Annotated in this window: 11 protein-coding genes; all 11 read left to right on the top strand. The window is 46.0% G+C overall.

All coding sequences use genetic code 11. From position 1 onward, the window contains the following. The coding region (locus B050_RS22975) for an MBG domain-containing protein (protein WP_026235965.1) at positions 1-1,281 on the top strand (1,281 nt) is incomplete at its 5' end. 26 nt (positions 1,282-1,307) lie between these two features. Then, positions 1,308-2,264: a PorP/SprF family type IX secretion system membrane protein gene (locus tag B050_RS0116590; RefSeq protein WP_044202784.1), complete on the top strand. Its 957-nt coding sequence runs from the start codon at positions 1,308-1,310 to the stop codon at positions 2,262-2,264. Between the two features lie 652 nt (positions 2,265-2,916). Further along, positions 2,917-3,066 carry a hypothetical protein gene (locus B050_RS23485; RefSeq protein WP_157492854.1) on the top strand — a complete coding sequence of 50 codons (150 nt, stop codon included), beginning with the start codon at positions 2,917-2,919 and terminating at the stop codon, positions 3,064-3,066. Next, positions 3,063-6,311: a SusC/RagA family TonB-linked outer membrane protein gene (locus B050_RS22600; protein ID WP_018475073.1), complete on the top strand. Its 3,249-nt coding sequence runs from the start codon at positions 3,063-3,065 to the stop codon at positions 6,309-6,311. Before B050_RS23485 ends, B050_RS22600 begins: the two co-directional genes overlap by 4 nt. An 11-nt stretch (positions 6,312-6,322) precedes the next feature. Continuing rightward, a complete protein-coding gene (locus tag B050_RS0116580; RefSeq protein WP_018475072.1) occupies positions 6,323-8,158 on the top strand; it encodes a RagB/SusD family nutrient uptake outer membrane protein in 1,836 nt (611 codons plus the stop codon). Positions 8,159-8,185: 27 nt separating this feature from the next. Beyond that, positions 8,186-11,248 carry a SusC/RagA family TonB-linked outer membrane protein gene (locus tag B050_RS0116575; RefSeq protein WP_157492853.1) on the top strand — a complete coding sequence of 1,021 codons (3,063 nt, stop codon included), beginning with the start codon at positions 8,186-8,188 and terminating at the stop codon, positions 11,246-11,248. Between the two features lie 12 nt (positions 11,249-11,260). Beyond that, complete coding sequence (locus B050_RS0116570) at positions 11,261-13,033, top strand: RagB/SusD family nutrient uptake outer membrane protein (protein WP_052308759.1); 1,773 nt, start codon at positions 11,261-11,263, stop codon at positions 13,031-13,033. A gap of 14 nt (positions 13,034-13,047) precedes the next feature. After that, positions 13,048-13,986, top strand: coding sequence for a DUF1735 domain-containing protein (locus tag B050_RS22595; protein ID WP_157492852.1), 939 nt, complete (start codon positions 13,048-13,050; stop codon positions 13,984-13,986). 98 nt (positions 13,987-14,084) lie between these two features. Then, positions 14,085-16,094 carry a sulfatase family protein gene (locus tag B050_RS22590; protein ID WP_083923296.1) on the top strand — a complete coding sequence of 670 codons (2,010 nt, stop codon included), beginning with the start codon at positions 14,085-14,087 and terminating at the stop codon, positions 16,092-16,094. 22 nt (positions 16,095-16,116) lie between these two features. Continuing rightward, the gene (locus tag B050_RS0116555) at positions 16,117-18,708 is read left to right on the top strand and encodes a fibronectin type III domain-containing protein (protein ID WP_018475067.1); all 2,592 of its coding nucleotides are present in this window, start codon (positions 16,117-16,119) and stop codon (positions 18,706-18,708) included. 202 nt (positions 18,709-18,910) lie between these two features. Further along, a complete protein-coding gene (locus tag B050_RS0116550; RefSeq protein WP_018475066.1) occupies positions 18,911-22,966 on the top strand; it encodes a hybrid sensor histidine kinase/response regulator transcription factor in 4,056 nt (1,351 codons plus the stop codon). Positions 22,967-22,988: the final 22 nt, after the last annotated feature.

The following is a 22,988-nucleotide window of genomic DNA, read 5'->3' as shown; positions in this document are numbered from 1 at the left end:
GTTCAGCCAGCGAGCAAGGTCTATGGAGCGCAGGATCCGAATTTTAGCGTTGCGTACAGCGGTTTCGTAGGGGAGGATACTGCTGAGGATTTGAGCGGTGTATTGACTATAAGCCGAGAATCTGGTGAGTCCGTCGGGGAATATGCGATCAGTGGTGAAGGTTTATCTTCTGCTAATTATACGATAAGTTATCAGACAGGCAAACTGACCATTTGCCCGGCCCAGCTAAAGGTTAAGGCCGAATCTATGGACAAGATCTATGGCACTGTCGATCCCACACTCAGCTATTCCGTACAGGGGCTAGTGAATGGAGATAGCCCATCAGTAATCAGCGGTGAGCTGGAGCGTAATTTTGGCGAAACGGTAGGTACTTACCCAATAAATAAGGGTAATCTCAGTGTCAGCGAAAACTATAGCTTAAGTTTCTCCGGAGGGACTTTCACTATCATGGGGCGTGAGATTGCTGAGGTTTATCCGATCAGCACCATTGCTGTTGATTGGGGATCCAGCGTAGCCGCGCTTAGCTTGCCGCAGGAGGTTTTAGTGATCACCAGTCATCAGGAGCTTATAAATATCCCGGTAAGCTGGAATACGGCTAAGCTCAATAGTCGAGCAAGCGGCAGCTATACCATTTATGGGACGCTCCAGACTCCATCGGATATGGAGCAGGAGAATCTGCCACAGGCCAAAATACAAATCACCGTATTGCCGAAGGCTAGCCCTGAAGATATCTCTCTTGGAGCTGATAGCTTTAAAGCAGATTACCATTCCTCAGAAGTGTTGATCGGGGAGGTGACCATTACAGATCCTGTGGATGATCAGCACCAGATGATTCTCATAGAGGGGGCAAATGACAATTCTTTATTTACGCTTACAGATGGCAAATTATACTGGAGCAGTGTAGAGGCACATTCTGGTAGGGAGGAATTTGTAGTGACGATTTTGGTGGTGGATGCTGCGGGGAATGAGCTTATGAAGGACTTTACCATCACCAGATTGAGAACTCCATTATCAGATATCGAGATCTTTAACACCTTTACGCCAAATGGGGATGGGGTCAACGATACTTGGCAGGTGCCTGATCTGCAATATTTCACGGGCGTTCGAGTGATGATCTTCGAAAGAAGTGGTGAGCGTTTGTTTTTCACCACTGACCCCACCAAGGGATGGGATGGAACCTACAGGGGTAAGGCGATGGCCCCAGGAGCCTATTACTGGGTCGTAGAATCCACCGAAACCTCCGAGGTACGCAAAGGTTTCCTTAACCTTCTGAGCAAATAATCCCATCACTTTATAAGAAATCAATCATGAAAAAAACATATATCTTAATACTGACCCTTTTCCTGACTGCTCCCATTTCGCTAATGGGGCAGTCAAGGAAATACATTAGCCAGTTCAGTTTTTTCCAAAGCTACTTCAACCCTGGCCTTACCGCTTATGAAGGCAGCACAGCCAGGGCTTTTGTGCGTAATCAATGGAGCGGATACGAGGGAGCTCCTAAGACAAGCTTCATCAGTGCTGAGGTAGATTTTGCGGAGGCTAAAGGCATGACTGACCCTGCCTTGGCAGGCAAAAATGCCGCAAGTTTAAACGTTTTATTTGATAGTTACGGAGCCTTCAGAGAGGCTAATATGATTTTGGCATATGCTTCCAGAGTGCGTATTACCGAAAAACACAATTTGCGACTTGGCGCTGGCATAAGCTATACCAATATCCGGCTTGATGGCAATTCTATGACCACAGAGCAGACTAATGACGAAACCCTTCAGGGCTATATAGGTTCATTTTCCAATATGCAGATCCTAGATTTTAACCTTGGTCTGGCTCTTACTCATGCCAATTATTACCTGTCCTATGCCATGCAGGGCGTTAATGGAGGCCGAATGAGCGCAGGAGATGATTTCCTGGATGGCCGCCCAGTCACCTATATCGCCCAGGCAGGATACAGAGAAGCCCTCAATAAAGATGTGGCAGTGATAGGTAATTTCTTTTATCGCGCCCAGGCAGATCTTCCCGACAATATTGAGTTTAACCTGAAGGCATTGCTGATGGATAAGCTCTGGCTCGGGCTGGGACACAGGATAGATTATGCTAATAACGTTCAGATGGGAATCGTTTTACCAAAAATGAAATTTGGATATGTATATGAGTTTCCCACCATCAAAAGCTACCTTCTTCCCTCCAGCACTCATGAATTTATGCTTACCTATTCCTTGTTTGATTCGTATGTCCGAAAAAACAGCCATGAGGTGATCATCTGGTGATCGATATTTTTCATTGAAATAATACTTCTTACCCTCTACTATTTTAGGAAAGCAGCAGCTCTATGGGCCGCTGCTTTTTTTATTTTGAAGGCTTCGAATTCTCAGCCAAGGAAAATTAATGGTGTCAAAGGAAAGATGCTTTTTTCCATATAAAACGATTTTGCGCGAGCAAAAAAACAGGGGGGATCTACTCAGAAAAGCTCTCTAGGAAAGCTCAGTAATACTCGCTAATCGGGCCTTATAATATGGGCTTCCTTGGCTCGATTTGGCTCGTGAAATCTCTAAATAAAAGCAGGCACCTTCCCTTCTTTGCCACTAGCAACTGGGCTGATTTCATCCCTGTTCCGCCTGTTCTTAGTAGGACAGAAATCGAATTTTGGCCTAGGTTTCCCCATCTCATTCTAGCGGATGAATCTTAATTTTTCTTAATTAGGAAAAGAATTTGCCGGAAATCACTCGTAAAAAAGCAGTTTCTTATAGGTCTTAATATGTTGAAATATAGGTGGTTAGATGTATTGAATAATAAGCAAGACTATTTGAACGATTATTTATAAGGCTTTGGATAGATAATATTTATTCTTGTATCATCCGAAAAAGCAAATTGCGATTTTGGGTAATGCAAGAAATAAATTAACCCTTAATACCTGTAAGAATGAATAGTATTTTTGAAGTTTTTGAATTCTTCCTTGAGACGCTCTTTCCTCGGTCCAAGAATCCTGCGATGCTCTACGCACAGCCAGCACTAATAGCGATCACACCACATACCAATATTCTATTAACAAGTCATAACCCAAGAGTATGAAAAAACAAATACTAGACAAAGGCATGGGGAAACTTCATTATAAGAAGTTGTCCCGATTGAGTTGGGGAGTAGCACTGGGATTTTCGATGGTGACCCTCAGTCCCCAGCCATCTTACTCGGCCGTTATTCCAGATATTATTTCCGAGGCTCAGGCCGCAGAGGTGACCGTCACTGGAGTTATTTTGGATGAGTTTGGAGAGCCCATGATAGGGGTAGCCATCCTCCAAAAAGACACTAGCAAGGGAGCCGTTACGGATATTGATGGACGCTTTACTTTGGAAGTAAGCGACAATGCCGTATTGATAATACGATTTATAGGGTATAAAACCCAGGAAATAGACCTCAGCCTGTCGGGCCAATCGGATCTTACGATCACGATGGAGCCGGATGTTGCCAACCTTGAAGAAGTGGTGGTAGTGGGCTTTGGTGAGCAGACCAAGCAAACCCTGGTCGGTGCAGTGGGTACCGTAAAAGGGGAGGACCTGCAGCGTGTGGGTTCTGTAAATACCATTTCGGAAGCTCTCCAGGGGGCCATGCCCGGCTTGACAGCCGTCAGCAGTGGTGGTAAGCCTGGTTCCGATGCTGCAGAGCTATTTATCCGTGGCCGTTCTTCATGGAATGGTGACTCCCAGCAGCCTTTTACCTTGGTAGATGGGGTGGAGCGGGATATCAATAACCTGGATCCTAATGAGATCGAATCCATTTCGGTATTGAAAGATGCCTCTGCCACCGCCGTGTATGGGGTAAGAGGTGCCAATGGCGTAATCCTCATCACCACCAAAAGAGGTCGAGCAGGAAAACCAACCTTTAATTTTACCAGTAATTTTGGCGTCAAACAGCCTACCGCTTCTGCTTCCAAGGCAGATTATCTGACCGCGATGGAGATGTTTAACGAGGCCGCCACCAATGATAAAAACTGGGACCAGCTGATTCCTCAGTCCACTATGGATGCCTGGAGAGAAAACTGGGATCAGAGGGGACCTTACAACCCTTACTTCCCAGAGGTCGATTGGTATGACCAGCTTCTGGGTACAGGATATGAGCAAACCTATAACCTCAATGCCCGAGGGGGTACTGAGTTTGTAAAATATTTCGTATCCCTGGGCTATAGAAACGATGGAGATGTTTACCAAACCGAGGAACAAGAAGAATATGATCCGGCATTTGGTATGAAGAAATACAACTGGAGGTCTAATTTTGACTTTGAATTGACCAAGTCCACGACTTTCAGCGTTAATTTCTCCGGAAACTACAGAACGAGAACTCAGCCAGGATACAGAATCGATGGCGGCGGGGAAGATGGCTTCGGTCAGGCACAGTTTTTTAATAAGCTCTTCCAATCTCCAGCTAACCTTTTTCCACTGACCTATGCTGATGGAACTTATGGTGATTCGCCTTCTGGAGCACACAATGTCTATATGCAGATCAACCAGGGTGGTCAGCGTACCTATAATTACTACCAGGGATTCTATGATGCGGAGTTGAAGCAAGACCTGGACTTTGTGACCAAAGGGCTGAAGGCTCGCGGAAGTGTGAGTTATACCTCTTACTCGAATTATGAGCGCCAGATTCTTCGTGGCGGTGTAGGCGGGAGTGATTCTGGTTTTGATCGAATCAGATATTATAGAGCGTACGATTATAGCAATCCTATCGAGGGGCCTAATGGGGAGATCAGCTATCCGATAAATACGGAAGTGAGATTTCCAGGTCCTAATGATCAGGAAGGCCCAGTGACCTCCAATCTTCCGACCTTATATGGTACCAATGGCTATAATCGCCGCCTGAATTATCGCTTTCAGATGGACTATAAACGCAAGTTTGGAGACCATACGCTGAGCGGTACTGCGTTGATGTGGAGACAGCAGGATGTGTCCAGAAGTGGCTACCCTAGCAAAAGAGAAGAGTGGGTAGGACGTGCCAATTATTACTATAAAGACCGATACTTATTGGAGTTTAACTCCACCTATTCAGGATCAGAGAAATTTGCTCCAGGCCTAAGATTCGGGTTCTTCCCTTCTTTTGCCACAGGTTGGGTAGCCTCTGAGGAGCCTTGGATCAAGGAAGCCACCGGCAGCTGGTTGGATTTCTTTAAAGTCAACTATTCTTACGGTGTAGTAGGTAGTGATGGCGGACCAAGATTCCAGTATGCCCAGACCTATTCCTCAGGTGGAAACATCCGCCTAGGATATGACAATGTGTCTTTTTATGGACCATTGTACCGGGAAGGAACTCCTGCAAACCCAAATTCCACCTGGGAAACCAGTACTATGCAGAACTTATCCTTCAAACTTGATATGTTGGAGCGATTGAATGTTTCTCTTGACTTCTTCATGGAAAACAGAGAGGGCATCCTTATGGAAAGAAGAACCCAGCCAGCATGGTATGGTACCTCTGATGTGGCCACAGGGAATATTGGTTCCACCAAAAACCGTGGTTATGAACTGGAGATTGGATGGAATGATAAAATCGGTGCCGATTTCTCTTATTATGTGAATTTCAATACGGCTTATGCCGAAAATAGAATTGTTTACCGTGATGATCCTCGTTTATTGAGCGATTACCTGAAGCAAGCAGGCAAGCCTATCGGCTGGGTGTCCAGACTTGTAGCAGGTGGAAATTACCAATCTCTAGATGATATCTATAATGGACCTACGCCTACTCACGGGGTGGCGCAGGGAAGCCTGGTTCCTGGAGATCTCATGTTTGTGGATTATAATGGAGATGGCATCACCGATACCAATGATCAGGTGGCCATGAAGAATGTCCAGTATCCTTGGAGGACTTATGGGTTAAACTTTGGGTTTACCTATAAGAATTTTGGGATGAATGCCTTGGTGTACGGGGTGTCGGATGTAGGCTATAATTACCCGGGCTTATTGTATTGGGATTTTGAAAGCGGTTTCATTCAGGCGCAGCCGGATGTCACCAACCGATGGACGCCAGGAACGGCCGCCACTGCCACCAAGCCTGCCTTGCACCTGTCCAATGGACATAATAACTCAGGAAGTACCTTACTGTACGAAGACGGTTCCTATGTCAGGCTGAAGAATATTGAAGTTAATTACCGCTTCAATCCGGCCTACTTGAAGCGCTTGGGACTGAAGAGTTTTCAGGTCTATGCCAATGGCAATAACCTGCTTACCTGGTCGCAGCTTTCCGATGCTCGTATAGATCCGGAAACCAGCGGTACAGGGACTTACCCGGTAGTGAAGAGGTATAATTTAGGACTTCGAGTTTCCTTCTAATCAGTAAAATTATGAGAAAAAGTAATCTATATATATTCGTCTTTTTGTTGGGATTATTTTCTTGCGAAGATTATCTCGATGTATCACCAGATTTTGGAATTACTGAAGAAGATGTCTTTTCAGAATACGAATCTGCCAGAGGATATCTGGACAACTGCTATGATGTACTCTATGATATGCATCACTGGAGATCGCAGGAATTGGACAGAACCAGCATCAGTGGCCTGTCGGATGAGGCAGCCACTTTATTTAGTGGGCCTTTGAACCAGACCATCAATACTGGCTCTTGGATCAATAAGTCTGGAACTGGTGAGATCGGTTGGGGAGGAGAGACTAATTATGAACGTGGCTCCATCATCTCCAATGCCTTCTTTGCGATTCGTGTCGCCAATAATGTGATCGAGCAGGCACCTGGGATCCCGGGTATTACCCCAGCACAGCAAAATGAGCTGATCGGTCAGGCGCATTTCTTCCGTGCCTGGTATTATTTCCAGATTATCCAGCGCTGGGGCGGTATGCCCAAGCTGGATAAGGCTTACACTCCTAATGATGACCTGGATCTACCGAGATTGACCTATTCAGAAAGCTCCGAATGGCTGATCGCAGATTTGGACATTGCCATCTCCTTATTGCCACATAGCTGGAATGAAAATGAATATGGCCGGGCAACAAAGGTCGCTGCAATGTCTGTGAAATCCATGGCTGCTCTATACGCGGCCAGCCCGCTTATGCAGAATGGCCTTAATAGCATCCAATACCTTGATTATGGTCAAGCCTGGTCCGAAAGAGCCGCTGAATATGCCAATGATGTAATCACTTATGTGAATCAAGGCACAGCAGGCACCAACTATCGCCTGATGAATGGAGAGGAATATGAGAATATTTTCTACTTCGAAGGGGTAAATGGTAGCGATGAATCACTATGGTTCAATTATAATGGAGGACGAAGAGATACCCGACGTGGACTGAGAAGTCTTTATATCCCTCAGTATTTCTCAGGAGGTACAGGGAATGATGCCACTGCCTATGCTGGGCCATCTCAGAATGTCGTGGATATGTTTGAAGTTTTAGTGGACGGAGAAGCCTATACCATCGATGACCCTAGAGCTGAGTACGACCCGCAGAATCCCTATGTCAACAGAGATCCTAGATTCTATAATAATGTGATCGTGCCTGGCGAAGCCTGGGGATTGAACAACTCAGGAAGACAGCTATATCAGGAGTTATATGTGGAAGGTAGAGATTATGATATCACCACCAGCTCGGTACATACGAGAAACAGACAGCTGTCGGGATATATGACCAAGAAGTTTATCTGGGAAGAATGCAACCAATTCCTAAACCAATTCGGCAAGTATAATATAAACCATATTTTCATCCGGGTGTCCCAAATTTATTTGGACTACGCCGAGGTGATGAATGAGGCTTACGGACCTAATAATGATCCTAAAGGATATGGTCTTACCGCTGTGCAGGCGGTGAATATGGTCAGAAACCGTGTCGGTATGCCTGATGTATCGGGTGAATTTACAGGTACTAAAGAGAGCTTTAGGGACAAAATCAGAAATGAAAGAGCTGTGGAGCTGTTCTGGGAAAACCACAGATGGCATGACCTGAGGAGATGGATGATCGCCGAAGAGGTGTTCTCCAAGCCTATCCAGGGAATCAGAGCCTACCCACCTGCGGGACATAGAAATGTGGCCGATAAGAGCAGCCTGGACTTCAGGTATGAAGTGGTCAACCTTGAGAGCGAGCAGCGTGTGTTTGGCTTAAGGTATCACTGGTATCCTGTCTCTCAGTCGGATGCCCAAAACCTGTATAATTTCCAACAAAATCCAGGTTGGTAATTTTAGACCCAAAAAATGAAAACTGAAATGAAATCATATACTCATAGAATAGTTTCACTCGTAGTGGTTCTGTTTTGCCTGTGTGCAAATGTCACAGCACAGCAAAAAAAGGCCAAGACCGAAATGAATATCAGTTCCAAGCTGGTGAATAGCAATGGTGAGCCTATCAAAAATGCCCAGATAACACTGGGAGAAGGCCTCTTGCAAACCAGCACGGATGGTCAGGGCATGTTTGCGATCAAAGCGCAGCCAAGTGGTACCCTGATGATCACCGCCCCCGGATACAAGGAGGTGGTGGTGAAGCTCAGCGAAGGAAATGTCACCAATGAAATCATCATGATCAAGGACCTGGCATTTGCCTCCAAGCGGGATATCGTGGAGCTGCCTACAGGCCTACAGACTTCTCAGCGTGAATTAGTAGGCGCCGTGGGACAGGTATCTGGTGAGGTGCTGGAAAAGCAACCTTCCATCGTATTCCAAAATGTCCTTCAAGGAAGAGTCGCAGGACTTACCGTGCGAAATAATGCCAACGGACTTGGCAATAACCTCGCTAGCTTATATGTACGAGGTATGGCCAGCACTGGTGATAATGCCGCCCTTACCATCGTCGATGGCATCGAAAGACCCATCGAATACCTCAACCCTGAGGAAATCGAAAGTGTGCAGGTCCTAAAAGATGCCAGCACCAAAATCCTCTACGGATCCAGAGCGGCCAATGGCGTGGTCATGATCACCACCAAAAGAGGTAAAGCCAATACTCGCGTGATCAAAGCTTCCGCCCAATATGGCGTCAATATGACCACCCGTATGCCGGAATACCTGAATAGCGCCCAGTATGCCCAGTTATATAATGAAGCCAGAGGGAATGATGGTCTGGATCCATTCTACTCTGATCAGGATATCCAAGGATATATCAATTCCTCAGGACCTAATGATCTTAAATACCCAAATGCTGACTATAATGACTACTTCCTGCGCTCAAGCACTCCATTCAGAAAAGCAAATATCGAATACACCGGAGGAACAGATGATGCGCAATACGCTTTGCTTCTTGGCTATGTAGGCACCGAAGGAGTCGAGAAAGTAGGCCGTACGCCTGAGCAGGATCGACTAAATATCAGAGGTAACCTGGATATTCAGGTGACCCCTTCCCTAAGTGCTTTTATCGATGGTAACGGTATTATCGAAAGCCGCTCATGGGGCAAGCTGCACCAAAATGAGGTGTTTAATGGCATCAAAACCAATCGTCCAAACGAATACCCATTTGAGATTACCGACCCCAACTTCGCTGGAGAAGACACCCAATTAGGGGTAGAGCGGATTCCACCTCTAGGCGGAAGCTACCTGCGCCCAACCAGCTTATATGGCGATATGATGTATGGGGGATTCCAGGAATACCAGTTCTTCTATGGTCAAACTAATTTTGGGATGAAACTGAAATTGGATGAAATCACCGAGGGACTGTCTGCCAAGACGGTGGTTACCTTCGACAACTACCAATATCACGCCGCCGGCCAAATCAATAATCCGGTACGCTATGAGCAGCAAACTGTGCCAGGACCTTCTGGACTGGATTCCACCGCTTATATTCAGCTGAATAATAGGATAATATCAGGAAATAGAGAGGAGTCTGGAAATAATATCAGCAGAAATCTCGGCTGGATGGCCAACCTGGATTATGATAGAACTTTCGATAAGCACTCGATAATCGCGAACCTATCTCACTTCTATTATTTCAGTGAGAATAGTGATATTCGTCAGCATACTCAAAACACTAATAGCTTCCTGCGTGCCGCCTATGGTTTTGATAATAAATTGTACTTGGAAGCCACAGGCGCAGTGATGGGAAGCAATCGCTTTTCTGGGAAAAACAAACATAAATTCTTCCCAGCTGTCGGCGCATCATGGATTGTATCCGAAGAGTCCTTCCTGAAAAGCTCGGAATCCGTGGATTTCCTTAAGCTGAAGTCCAGCTTTGGGGTAATAGGATATGATCGTGCCACCAGCTTTTACCTTTATGATACCCGATATTATAATAATGGAAGCACCGCCTTCGGCGAAAGAAATCAAAATGGCGTGCCAAGAACAGGGTTCGACAATTTTGGAAATCCTGACCTTACCTGGGAGACCTCCCGAGAGTTTAATATTGGCGTGGAAGGGATGGCCTTCAGCAATAGCCTGATGTTTGAAGTGAATTATTTCAATGAATATCGATCTAATATTATCTATGATAATCCTTCCTCGGTATTCTCCTCCATTAATGGCAGCCAAAATATCCCTCTCAACTTAGGTGAAGTATCTAATCAAGGGATGGATGCTAGCATAAACTGGTTCAACACCACCAAGGATTTTACCTATAATATTGGAGGAAATATCCTTTTGGTGAAAAATAAACTGGAGCAAATCGACCAGGTAAACTACCCTGACGAAAACCTAAATCAAGTAGGACATTCCTCTGATGCGATCTTCGGACTGGTGGACAATGGCCTTTTCAGAGACCAAGCCGCTGTGGATGCCGCTCCGGCTCAGTCACTGGGCAAGTATGGGGTAGGTAATATCGCCTATCAGGATGTAAACGGGGATAATGTTATTGATACCCGCGATGCAACGGTGATCGGTAATGCATTCCCAAGAACCACCTTAGGGATTAACCTGGATGTGAAATATAAGCGCTTTGGGTTATTCATCCTGGGTACCGCAGAGCTGGGAGTGGATCAGATGCTGAGTAATTCTTACTACAGAAATGACGGGGAGGAAAAATATTCTGCCTATACCCTTGATCGCTTTCATCCTGTAAACAACCCTTCAGGAACAGGTCCCGCACTGACCACTTACCAGAATATTAATGATTTCAGAAACTCTACTTATTGGTTAAGTGATGCTTCATTCTTCAGAATGAAAAATGTGGAATTAAGCTATTCCGTTTCCAACGGCTCCTGGGTAGTCAAAAACGTGAAATTCTATGTGAGGGGCACCAACCTATTTGTGCTCTCTAAGATCAAGGAACTCGATCCAGAGGTGATCAATGCAGGGGTGGACAATTATCCTGTATTCAGAACGGTAACTGGTGGTGTATCTGTAAGCTTCTAAATCCAAAAGAAAATGAAATCAAGAAATAACTATATAAAAATAGCATTGTATTCATGTCTGCTGGGCGCAAGTACTTCCTGTAATATGGAATTGGAGCCTGTACTGGACAATACCTATGGGGACGAATTTGCCTTTGGGCTTCCCGAAAGGACAGAAGGCTTCCTTATGAACGCCTATGCGAATATTCCTGCCAACTTCTCCATCGAGAATGGCGGAGATTTCCTGGACGTGGCCACGGATAATGCCGTCACCAGTGCCTTTGGTAGTGGACTATATTCCTATAGCACGGGTGCAGTGAGTCCTGCTTCCAGCCCTATCGGGAACTGGGACAATGCCTACAATCAGTTTAGAAATATCCATATTTTCCTGGAAAATGGCTTAGGGGACAATGTCATTTATGATCTTGTGGATCCCGATGCCGATATGGCCAAGAGAATAAACCTCAAAGGAGAAGCATTTTACCTTCGTGCCTGGTGGGGATTCACCCTGCTGCAGCAGTTTGGCGGTAAAGCTAATAATGGTGAAGCCCTTGGCTATCCAATTGTTCTTTCTTCACTTACTTTTGAGGAAGCGGCGCAGCTGGATCAGGTGGAGCGAAATACCTATGAGGAATGTGTCGATCAGATCATTACTGATCTAGATTCAGCCATGTTTTATCTTCCAGAGGTATATTCAGGAAGCAACCCTATCCTTGGCGATCAGCAGATTGGTAGAGCAGATCAGCAAACCGCCCTTGCCTTAAAGGCCCGCGTAGGCGTATATGCTGCTAGCCCAGCGACCCAGTCCAACGAAATTACCGCCATCAATGGCATGGGAGATTTTACGGTATTGGACGTGGCTACCTATGAGGCGAAATGGGTGACAGCGGCTCAGTATGCGCAGGAAGCAATCGAAAATATCGGTAATTTCTCTAGCCTTAAGACGGCCGACTTTAATAGCTCGACCACTCCATCGGAGTTTGTTTGGAGAAAATACCAGAATAATAGAGACCTAGAGAATAAGAATTATCCGATTTCTGAGTTTGGCGATGCGAGGACGAGCCCTTCCCAAAACCTGGTGGAGGCTTTCCCAATGCGTAATGGCTTCCCCATCGATGATCCCAGATCCGGTTACGATCCAGAAAATCCTTATCAAAATAGAGACCCTCGATTGGCTTTGACCATATTTTATAATGGCCAGCAGCTCAATGGTTCTGCATTGCAAACCTATGAAGGCGGAAAAGACTCCAAGTCTGTCAATCAAAGAAACACACGAACAGGCTATTACCTGAGAAAGTGGCTTTCGGTACAGAATGGCCTACTGGATCCTATCAGCCCTAGTAATGATCACCATTATCATGCACTGCTGAGAAGAACAGAGATTTACCTGAATTTCGCGGAAGCATCCAACGAAGCTTTTGGGCCTACCGTCGTGGGCGCAGATATGTCCCAGTCTGCTGTGGACGTAATCAAGTCCATCCGCTCTGCCGCCGGGATCAATGACGCTGGCTATGTGGATGAGGTGGCCGCACAGGGTAAAGAAGCTTTCAGAGATTTCATTCAGAATGAAAGAAGGCTGGAACTGGCATTCGAAAACCAACGCTTCTATGATATGAGAAGATGGGTGATGCCGCTAGACGAAGACATCCTGGGAGTGAAAATCGAGAGAAATGCCGATGGCGAACTATCGTTTGAAGAGACCTTGGTGGAGCAGCGTAATTTTGATGCCATCAAATATTACTATAATCCGATCCCTTATGACGAGATGTCTAAAAGCCCTCAATTGATCAATAACCTTGGTTGGTAATCAAAAACAGCAAAATGATGAAGATAAATAATATAATTTTAGGAGTTGCCTTACTGGCGGGTGGACTGATGTCCTGCGAGCCTTATGAGGATTATATAGAGGATTTTGACTATACCATTGTTTATTTTGGCAGTCAGAAGCCCCTCAGGACCATCGTCGCTTATGACGAGATGGAGTTTAAGGTGGGCGTGGCCATGGGTGGTAAGCGTACCAGCGAAGTGCAGGAATATGCAGACTTTGTGGTCGATCCTAGCCTGCTGGAAGATGAGGCTTTTACTGGCGGTAATGAGTTTGTGCTCCTTCCCGAAAGCTATTATACCCTCAGCGATGACAGCCGGATGCTCATCCCTGCTGGCAAATATATCGGCGATATCACCGTGAGCCTAAACAGGGAGAATTTTACCAATGATCCCGACGCCACCTCCAATACCTATGCGCTTCCCATCAGGATCACTGCTTCTTCCCTGGATTCTATAGCCTCGGGAAGCTATGATGACCTCGGGAATGTCATTAACCCACCAAAAAACTATACCATTTTGGTGGTCAAATATATCAGTCCTTACAGTGGTACTTATTACCACAAAGGAGCGCAGGTAGAACTGGATGAAAACGGTGAAGTGGTCAATGAAGTGGTGTATAACAATCAGGATCTGATCAAAAACGCCACTTGGAATCTGAGCACTATCACTAGAAATCAGGTATTGACGCCACAAGTAGGAAACAATCAGTCAGGATCCATCATCCTGACCGTGGATGAAGACAGCAATCTGGTGAGCATAAGTACCGAAGATGATCAGATCCAGGATCTGCAGGGTCAAGGAACTTACTCCGAAGATGAAAGTGCTTTTTATATCGAGTATTCGTTCATGAAAAATGAAGCGGATTACCTCGTCAAAGATACTTTAATAATCCGTCAGGCTCCTGAGCTTGATTTGGGTTTTGAAGAATGGTAAAACCGGGTTTATGTAAAATGGTAGAAAGGCGGTGATTTTCATCGCCTTTCTTTTCTTCATTTTAGGTATTCATGATCATTTCTTAAAGTATCCGAACTATGAGATTATATCAAAGGCTTTACAGGACCATTCTGCTCCTGGCTGGATCATTATGCGCCGTTCATATGGCCACAGCTGCATCTACCAGCGCCGTGAAAGTGGACATCCCCACTGAGGACAGGCCCAATATCCTGTTTTTGGTGATAGAAGATACCTCTCCCTATCTTTTGCCTGCCTACGGCAATAGCGCTATATCCACTCCAAACATTGATTTCTTAGCAGAAAATGGCTTGGTATTCGACAATGTGTTTTCCAATGCTCCCTATTGTTCCCCGGCCAGATCCTCATTGATCGCGGGAAGTTATGCCACCACCTATGGGACTGATTGGCATAGGAATAATATGATTGTTCCTCAGGAATATTTTTTTCCTCAGTACCTCAAAGAGGCTGGCTACTATACTGTCAATGCGGGAAAGACCGATTATAATATCACCAAAGCGGTGCAGAAGGAGTTTTACCCCAAAACCTGGGATGGGCTGAGTGGCTATAGAAGCGATGATGGCCAAAAGCCCAATGCGAGCTATAACAATGCAAAACGAGGCGACAAGCCATTTTTTGCCCAATTCAACAATCACACCACCCATATGAGCCGCATGACTTCCGTGACGGTGAAGGCTCGCGAAGCTTCACGCCTGGACCTGAATGCGCTGCAATTGCCACCTCATCTGCCAGATCTACCAGAGGTAAGGGCCGATTATGCCCTGCACCTGGAGGGAGTGGAGGACGCTGATGCCTGGGTAGGGAGTTTCCTGGATGACCTGCGGGAAAGAGATTTGCTCGATAATACCATCATCTTTTTCTTCTCCGACCATGGTGGATGCCTTCCCAGAGGTAAGGCCTTTCCCTTCGAGTCTGGCATGAAGCCAGGACTGATCGTATATGCACCCGAAAAGTGGCAGCATCTCCTGCCCGGCAGCCCTGGTACGCACAGTCGCCAATTGGTGGAGTTTGTGGATTTTGGCCCTACGCTCATCAGCCTGGCGGGGGCGGAGCTCCCTGATCATCTCCAGGGGAAGCCCTTTATGGGGCCTGCGGCAATAAAAAGGAAGTATGCCCATGCCTTCAGAACCAATTCTGAGGACCATTTCGACCCTTCCAGAGTGGTGGCCGACGAGCAATATTTCTACCTCAAAAATTATACACCTTATAAGCGTCATGGTCTCAAGCAATCCTTTCAGTGGGGTATGCCCGCTCAGCAGGCGTGGGATGATTATTTCTACCAGGGTGGAGCCATCGACCCCTTTCGCTCTTATTACGAGGTGAAGGCGCAGGAGTATCTTTTTGATATGTCCCGGGATCCTTCAGGCATAGTCAACCTCGCCGATAGCCCGGAGCACCAGTCCAAATTACAGGAACTTAGAGCCGAGACAGCACGGCATATTCAGGAATCCGGAGACCTGGGATTCTTCCCTAGAGATATTAGGGATGCCTTCACCGATGAGGGGATTTCACTTTACGAATGGGTGAAAAACAGCGATTATCCTTTGGCGGAGCTGCATCGATTGGTGGAGAAATCCGCTGCACCGACCCAGAAGGACCTCCCGGACTTGCTGAGCTACCTGAAGCATGAGCGGCCGGAGTTCCGCTGGTGGGCTTATTCCGGGATAGCCTATCTGGCGTCTCAGTCGGAGCTTCACTTAGATACCTCAGGATTATTAACTGCCGCTAAGGAGGAGACTCTCGGAAGCTTGCAGGCGATAGCAGGGGAGACCCTTGTTTATTTGGGACAAAAGGAAGGCCTCGAGCTACTGATTTCTTCCTGCCAATCAGGGAACACCTTTGCGGGTAGTTCGCTGGAGAATATTGGAGACCTCGCCTTGCCCGCTGTGGAGGAGATAAAGGACCTGGCCTCTTCGGCTAAGTCAAATCGAATCCGCTTTCAGGCTAGAAGCATTCTCATTGACTTTGGGATGATGGACATGGAGGAGCTTTATGGTGCTCAAGACATCGAAGGATTTCTAAAAGGCCATTTCCACAGAGTTAGCCACCCTTCACCTACTTTACCTTGATTATAAACCAGTAAAAACTATTATGTATAGATCAATAAGCCTTTTCTTCTTTTTACTATTAGCAGGGTTTTCCCCCGCTATAGGTCAAGAAACCCTACCTGGCAGCCTGGAAGTAAACACCTCCGAGGGGCATGAGCTGGTACTGGGTTCCAGTGGATTTAATGTACGGATAGCCGATAAAGTGTGGAGCTATACCCACCCCGAATTCCGGGAAGCCGTCCACACCCTCAAGCCCGGATGGTTGAGGTATTTTTCGGGAACCATGGGTGACGCATTTAGCTCTGCCACGGGGATGTACAATTTGGATTATGCCATGATGATGGACCACGCCAGCCAGTATTATCGTGGCAATCGGTTCCTTGAAGTGAAGGGACCGCACCGTATTATTGACTTGTACCACCTGCTGGGTGAGGTGCAGGGCAAGTTGGTGATCACCATCAATGGTTTCACGGAAACTCCCGAGATGACCCGTGCCTTGGCCCGGTTTTGCAAGGATAATAATATCGTGGTGGACGTATGGCAGTTTTGTAATGAACCTTATTTCTACGTGCCCAACAGAAGCCGGTATTGGTGGAATGATGGCTATGACTATGCCCAAAAAATGAAACCGCATGCGGAAGCCATCCAAGAAGTCTATCCAGATGCTAAGCTAGCCCTAAACTTTACCTGGGATGGTATTTGGGATTTTATGAAAGAAATAAATCAGTATCAGGTCGAAAAAGGAGCCTATTGGAATGTATTCAGTAAGCACTCTTATGCCCCTCATGTGGGAGGTAAGGAGTCTTTTGATCAGGCAATGAGGCGTGCCAATACCAAGGTGATCGAAGCCACCACAGATGAGGCTATGGCCGAAATTGAGGAGTACACCGCTGAGGGAATCCCTATGCTCATCACCGAGTTTGGCGTCTGGAATGCACCACTCAACGGGATCTTCTCAGGGATCTATAATGCAGAATATACCCTGCGTCAGCTAGCCCATCCCAATGCCTTCCTGATCGGCTCCCACGAGGTGAGTAATAAGATTCGCCCAGCCACCAATAGGAATGAGCTGATCGAAGAAGCCTATAGAGATCAGAGACCCATCGATACGGATACCATCATGAGTGGAACCTATCAGGATGAAGAAGGCAAAGGGCTTCAACTCATTCATATGGCCACCAATAATTCTAAAAGGATATCCCCCGTCAACGTGACAGGTGCCCGGAAGGTGCCAGGCTTGGGAGAGCCTGTGGAATCGGTATATGCGAGCTACTTCGAAGGAATCAATGGAGAAGACTACCTAGCCATCACCAACCGATCCGGCGAAGCCTATGCTTTTGACTTGAAAATCGATGGACAATCTCCTTCTTTTGACTTTGACCAAAGCTATATATGGTCAGCCGTCGCGGAGAATAAGAATGTACCCATAGAAAATGAAAAATATAAGGGCAATACAGTTACCGTGAAGCCCTATTCCGTGAGCTTGGTGAAATGGAAGAATGGCAGGAACCCTTCTGCGGAGCCTTCCCGAATTTATAATTCTACCATCACCGATAAGGGAATAAACCTGGAATGGTGGAAGCGCGAAATGGCCGACGCCTATGAAATTGCGATCACCGATAAGGCGGGTAAGGTGAAGACCATCCGCACCCAAGACACCCAGGCCTCAATAAACTCCCTGGAGCAGGGACAGGATTATAGTTTTGAGGTGTATGCGATATATGGTGATGAGAAGAGTGAGGCGTCTAATAAGGTAATGGAGAAATTTGAAAAACCTTCAGCCCCTAAGATCTTCAAAATCAGCCAGCGAGATAAAAGCCTTACCCTTTACTGGGAAAGTGCCACTGGGGCAGATGGCTATCAGGTGACCGTGGCCGCTGTAGATGGCGGATTTTCCAAAACCTATGATGCTAAAAATGTCTTCGGATACCGCGTGACGGGATTGGACTATGATCAGGACTATAAGGTCAGCCTCAAAGCTTATAATGGTCTGGGAGAAACAGAAGCTATAAACAGTGAATCGATCATGCTCAATGAGCAATATCCAATTCCTGCAAGGAATATTTCTGCCACAGAGACGATGGATGGCAAGGTGTACCTGGAGTGGATCGTGCAGGATACTGTGCACCAGGACGTACGCTATAACCTCTACAAGGGCTCGGAACCTCATCAGTTTGAGCGATATGCGGAGAATATCGAAGGCAACCATTTTATCGATGATGCGCCTTTGGATGGGGATTATTTCTATACGGTAAAAGCCGTAAATCAGGCCGGCGAGACGGCTTATTATCCGAATATCGCCACCGTAATCAAAAGAAACCCTGCCTATTCTATCTATATTGACCGCATAGAAAATAAGGAGGAGGGAATCACGATTTATGTAAAATCGGAGAATTTACAACTTAATAAGCCGGGGAGCTTTGGGGTGAAGCTGAATGATGTGTCATTTCTGAATTTGGAAGAAATGGCTTTTAAGGCCACTGAATCCCCAAAAAACGGTGAATACTCCGTGCATATCCCATGGAGCGAGCTGGATCCTAAGCGCAGCTACTTCGTGAAGGCCTATGCAAAATATAAAAATAAAGAGATAATCTCACTTCCTCCTTTTCAGCGACTTACAGGGAGAGGTCGATAAATGGAGGAATAGAATAAGTCTGATTGAATTTAGGTAATCTTTTAAACGCCCAATACTTAATATTGGGCGTTTTTTTTGTAATTTCAAATCTGCATTAACCTAAGAAAAGCCTTAAATGATTGCCTTCCAAAAGATTAAACGAATAGCGTTAGGTTTAATTTTTATTCCACTCCTTTTTTCATTCGTGCCTAAGGAGAGGTATATGCTCGAATACAGCTATATCTCTGCTGAGCAGGGCTTGGATACGGATGAGTGTAACTTCTCCTATCAGGATCAGGAGGGCTATATCTGGATAGGAACCAATGAGGGCCTGTTCAGGTATGATGGCTATGATATCCTCAGTTTTGACAATATTATCCATGATAATAGCCTTTCTCAAATCAAATTTTTCGACGCAGTGGAGGGGGATGACAATAAGGTTTGGTTTGCGACTTCTGCTGGCATGCTGTCCTTTGATAAGGTCAATAATAAAGCTGAATTCCTCATTCAACCCCAGGGAGCCGGATATTCTTTAAAGCAGGGTTTTGCAAGTTTAAGCCGTGACAAATCCGGTAAAATATGGTTTGGCGGTGTTGCAGGGGTGTTTTCCTATGATCCCACCTCCCAGCAGTTTCAGCGGTTTCTTGGTGAATATAATGGCAAGACCGTCCGGCCAAATGTACGCGATCTCGTCATCGATGCCGAGGGGAATATCTGGGTAGCCACCTGGGGACAGGGATTGGGCTTGGTGGACCAGCAAGCGGGAGTGTATAAAGTAATGAAGTTCTTTGACCGGGGCCCTAATCCCAGCAAGTACAATACATTATTTGCCCTTCATATTGATAAAAAAAATAACCTATGGGTGGGCACCTGGGATGATGGCCTCTATGTCCTCGATATCAATGATGCCAGGGAACCGATTATCCTTGACTGGTTTGGTAGGGAAGAAAAAACGACGAATAGCCTGATCGGCAATATCATTTATGATATCAATGAGGATAAAAATGGCGCCATATGGATCGGCACTCCCTACGGGGTGAGCGTCCTTCAAAACTGGGGAAGCGCCAATAAAAGCTTCAATAACTATAGCTCAGCCCCTAAAAAGAACTCCCTCAATAATAACGAGGTCAGAGGTGTATTTAGGGATCATACCGGCATCATGTGGCTGGCAACACAGGGTGGAGGGATCAATAAAATTAAGATCATAGATCAGAATTATACCACCTACCTCATCACCCCTGTGGACTCGCTGAAAAAGAGCCAATCCATCAATAGCTTTACGATGGATCCTCAAAATCGACTCCTGGTGGGCGTACAGAGTTTGGGATTTGGCGTATATGACCTGAAGCGACAAGTGTTTCATCATTTTACCAATTTCCCGGAATATAAACCGCTGGAAGAATTGAATATCAATACCGTAAAAAGCTTCATCTGGGATCGTAAAGGCGTGATGTGGCTAGGCACTCGCTATCGTGGACTGATCAAGTATGACCCCAAAACCAAAGATTATTATAGCATAAGCAATGACTTTGACCATGATGCCTATTCGCTGCGCACCATCGAAAAGCTGTCTCTTGATACCAATAACAACCTTTGGCTGATCTCTGAAGGGAACCTTTATCATATTGTTCAGGGCGATGGAAGCAAGTTTGACGATTTCGCGGTTCATAATATTGCCATTACACAAATGGATGAGGACGCTCCCAGATCCAGGCCTATCGATTTTGATATCGATGAGCGGGGGATATTATATTTAGGTATGTCCAATGGCGAGATCCTTAAATCCAGCCTCAGCATCTATGAGGAGGGCGAGCTTACCTTCACCAAAATCTCCATGTATGGCCATAATAATATGGTGCATTCCATCTATACGACGGGCGACCAGCTATGGGTGGGGGGTGAAAATGGCATTCAGCGCTACCAAATTGGTGAATCTGACCGCTATATAGGAAGCTACCTGTCAGAAATCCGAAACCTTAAGATCTCCTCGATGGTAAGAGACAGGAACCGGCTGCTGGCCTTATCCAATAGAGGCGTGGTCGCTCTGGATATTGGAGAGGAGGAAGAGGGCTTAAACATTCTCTCTTCTGATGAGGGCTTGCAAGGCAATGTCTTCATCAAAGGGGCGCTGTACAAGAATGACAATAGGATTTATGTGGGCGGCCATAATGGCTTCAATGTGCTAAACACCCGGAATCTGGTCTTTGACCATTCTGAGCCCAAGGTAAATTTAATAAGCATTGGCAGTGAGGATCGGGAAATATATAATGTGGATCAGTTCACCGAGGATAAGCCCTTTGTGGTCAAATACAACGATAATGCCATCACTATTTCCTTTGCGGCCCTCGATCTGAGAAATCCCGATGACCTCTATTATGCCTATAAGATGGACGGTCTGGATGATGAATGGAATTATGTGTCCTCCAATAACCGAACCGCCACCTATGTAAACCTGAAGCCTGGCGACTATTCTTTTATGGTAAAATCTACCAATGCCCGAGGGAAATGGGCTTTGCAACACACGACTTTACCCATCTATGTACAGACGGCTCCCTATCTGACCTGGTGGGCTTATTTGATATATTCGATCATCCTATTGGGGATTTTATACGTGATTTTTGTGATGTACAGGAGACAAGCCAGGGCCAAGGAGGATTTACGAATCCAGTCTGTGGAACGATCAAAATCCGAAAAATTAAATCAATTCAAACTGCAGTTTTTTACTAACCTAAGTCATGAACTGCTGACTCCGCTATCAGTGCTGATGATCATTGCTCAAAAATGGCGCTTCAGTGCCTCCAAAGAGTCAGAAAAAGAAGTGCGGATATTGAATAGCAATGTCAATAAACTCCATGAGCATATTAAGCAAATGCTGCATTTCAGGAAGGCTGAGACAGGGAATATGATCCTCAACCTGCAGGATTTTTCCTTCAACCACCTCTTGGAGGAGATATTAGAAAACTACCAGGTGGTGGCCGCAGATAAGGGCGTACGCCTGGACTATGCTGTGCAGGAGAATATTTCCGGTAAGATGGACCGGGAAAAACTGGAGATGTGCTTAAACAACCTGCTCTCAAATGCTATAAAATACACCCCAAAGGGTGGCTTGGTAAACCTGGAGGCAATTCAACAGGAGGCCGGTGGGGCCAGGTCATTGTATATAAAGGTGACCGATACGGGCAGGGGGATTCCTAAGGAACACCTGGACAAGATCTTCAACCGATTTTATAGGCTTTCTGCCATCAATCATTTTGAAGATGGCCTGGGGATCGGCCTGGCGCTCACCCAGCACCTGATCGCCCTCCAGGGAGGCCAGATTATGGTGGATAGTGTGGAAGGGGAGGGCACCTCCTTTGAGTTGACAATACCTCTTTCCACCACAGACAATTCCCTCATACCTTCTACCCAGATAAGCTTTCCGGAGGAGGAAGAAATCGAGTCCATTGAGCGGAGGAGCAGGAAGCAGCTGAACCCCTTCACGGATATCAAATACTCTGGTAAGAAACTCCTATTGGTGGAGGATAACCCGGACTTCCTGGTGCTGATGGAGACTTATTTGAGTCTTTATTATAAGGTGATCACGGCTCAGACTGGTACAGAAGCGCTAGAATTGGCGAATAATAACGATATAGACCTGATCGTATCGGATTTGATGGTGCCGGAGATGGACGGTTTTGAGCTTTGCAAAAAGATCAAATCGGATGTCAATACCAGTCATATCCCATTTGTGATTGTCACCGCCAGAACCGAAGACCAGGATCGACTGATCGGATATGAGGCAGGAGCAGATTCTTATCTCACCAAACCGATTAACTTTGAGGTACTTATATACCGACTGGAAGCCTTGCTGAAAAGCCGTGAAAAAGTACATGCCGACTTCAATACCGGGGCTTTTCTGGAACCTAAGAAAATCGTAAACTCTTCCATCGATGAGGAATTCCTGATGAAGGCCAAGGAGATTGTGGAAAATAATATTTCCGAAACAGAGTTTTCGGTGAAGTTACTTTGTGAAGATTTGGGCATGAGCAACTCCATGTTTTACCGTAAGATCAAGGGAATCCTGGACATTACCCCTAACGAATTTATCAAAAATATAAGGCTGCGCCGTGCGGCTCAGCTTCTGGAAGAGAAAGAAATTAATATTTCCGAGGTCGCTTATATGACAGGGTTTAATGACCTGAGCTATTTCGGAGTATGCTTTAAAAAGCAATATGGCAAATCCCCCAGCACCTTTCAAAAGGAGTTTTTGGGTGCCGAAGAAAGTAATAGTCTCAATTGATAGGCGGAAATTCACCAGAAAT

Origin of the sequence: Echinicola pacifica DSM 19836 (assembly GCF_000373245.1) — a bacterium.
In the GTDB taxonomy this organism is placed as follows: domain Bacteria; phylum Bacteroidota; class Bacteroidia; order Cytophagales; family Cyclobacteriaceae; genus Echinicola; species Echinicola pacifica.
The sequence above is the reverse complement of the archived record's forward strand: the minus strand, read 5'-3'. Positions and strand labels throughout refer to the sequence as shown.

What these genes read in the sequence shown, in the direction of transcription:
- B050_RS0116590 (WP_044202784.1), top strand. Translation starts at nt 1,308, where the DNA reads ATGAAAAAAACATATATCTTAATACTGACCCTTTTCCTGACTGCTCCC.
- B050_RS23485 (WP_157492854.1), top strand. Translation starts at nt 2,917, where the DNA reads ATGAATAGTATTTTTGAAGTTTTTGAATTCTTCCTTGAGACGCTCTTT.
- B050_RS22600 (WP_018475073.1), top strand. Translation starts at nt 3,063, where the DNA reads ATGAAAAAACAAATACTAGACAAAGGCATGGGGAAACTTCATTATAAG.
- B050_RS0116580 (WP_018475072.1), top strand. Translation starts at nt 6,323, where the DNA reads ATGAGAAAAAGTAATCTATATATATTCGTCTTTTTGTTGGGATTATTT.
- B050_RS0116575 (WP_157492853.1), top strand. Translation starts at nt 8,186, where the DNA reads ATGAAATCATATACTCATAGAATAGTTTCACTCGTAGTGGTTCTGTTT.
- B050_RS0116570 (WP_052308759.1), top strand. Translation starts at nt 11,261, where the DNA reads ATGAAATCAAGAAATAACTATATAAAAATAGCATTGTATTCATGTCTG.
- B050_RS22595 (WP_157492852.1), top strand. Translation starts at nt 13,048, where the DNA reads ATGATGAAGATAAATAATATAATTTTAGGAGTTGCCTTACTGGCGGGT.
- B050_RS22590 (WP_083923296.1), top strand. Translation starts at nt 14,085, where the DNA reads ATGAGATTATATCAAAGGCTTTACAGGACCATTCTGCTCCTGGCTGGA.
- B050_RS0116555 (WP_018475067.1), top strand. Translation starts at nt 16,117, where the DNA reads ATGTATAGATCAATAAGCCTTTTCTTCTTTTTACTATTAGCAGGGTTT.
- B050_RS0116550 (WP_018475066.1), top strand. Translation starts at nt 18,911, where the DNA reads ATGCTCGAATACAGCTATATCTCTGCTGAGCAGGGCTTGGATACGGAT.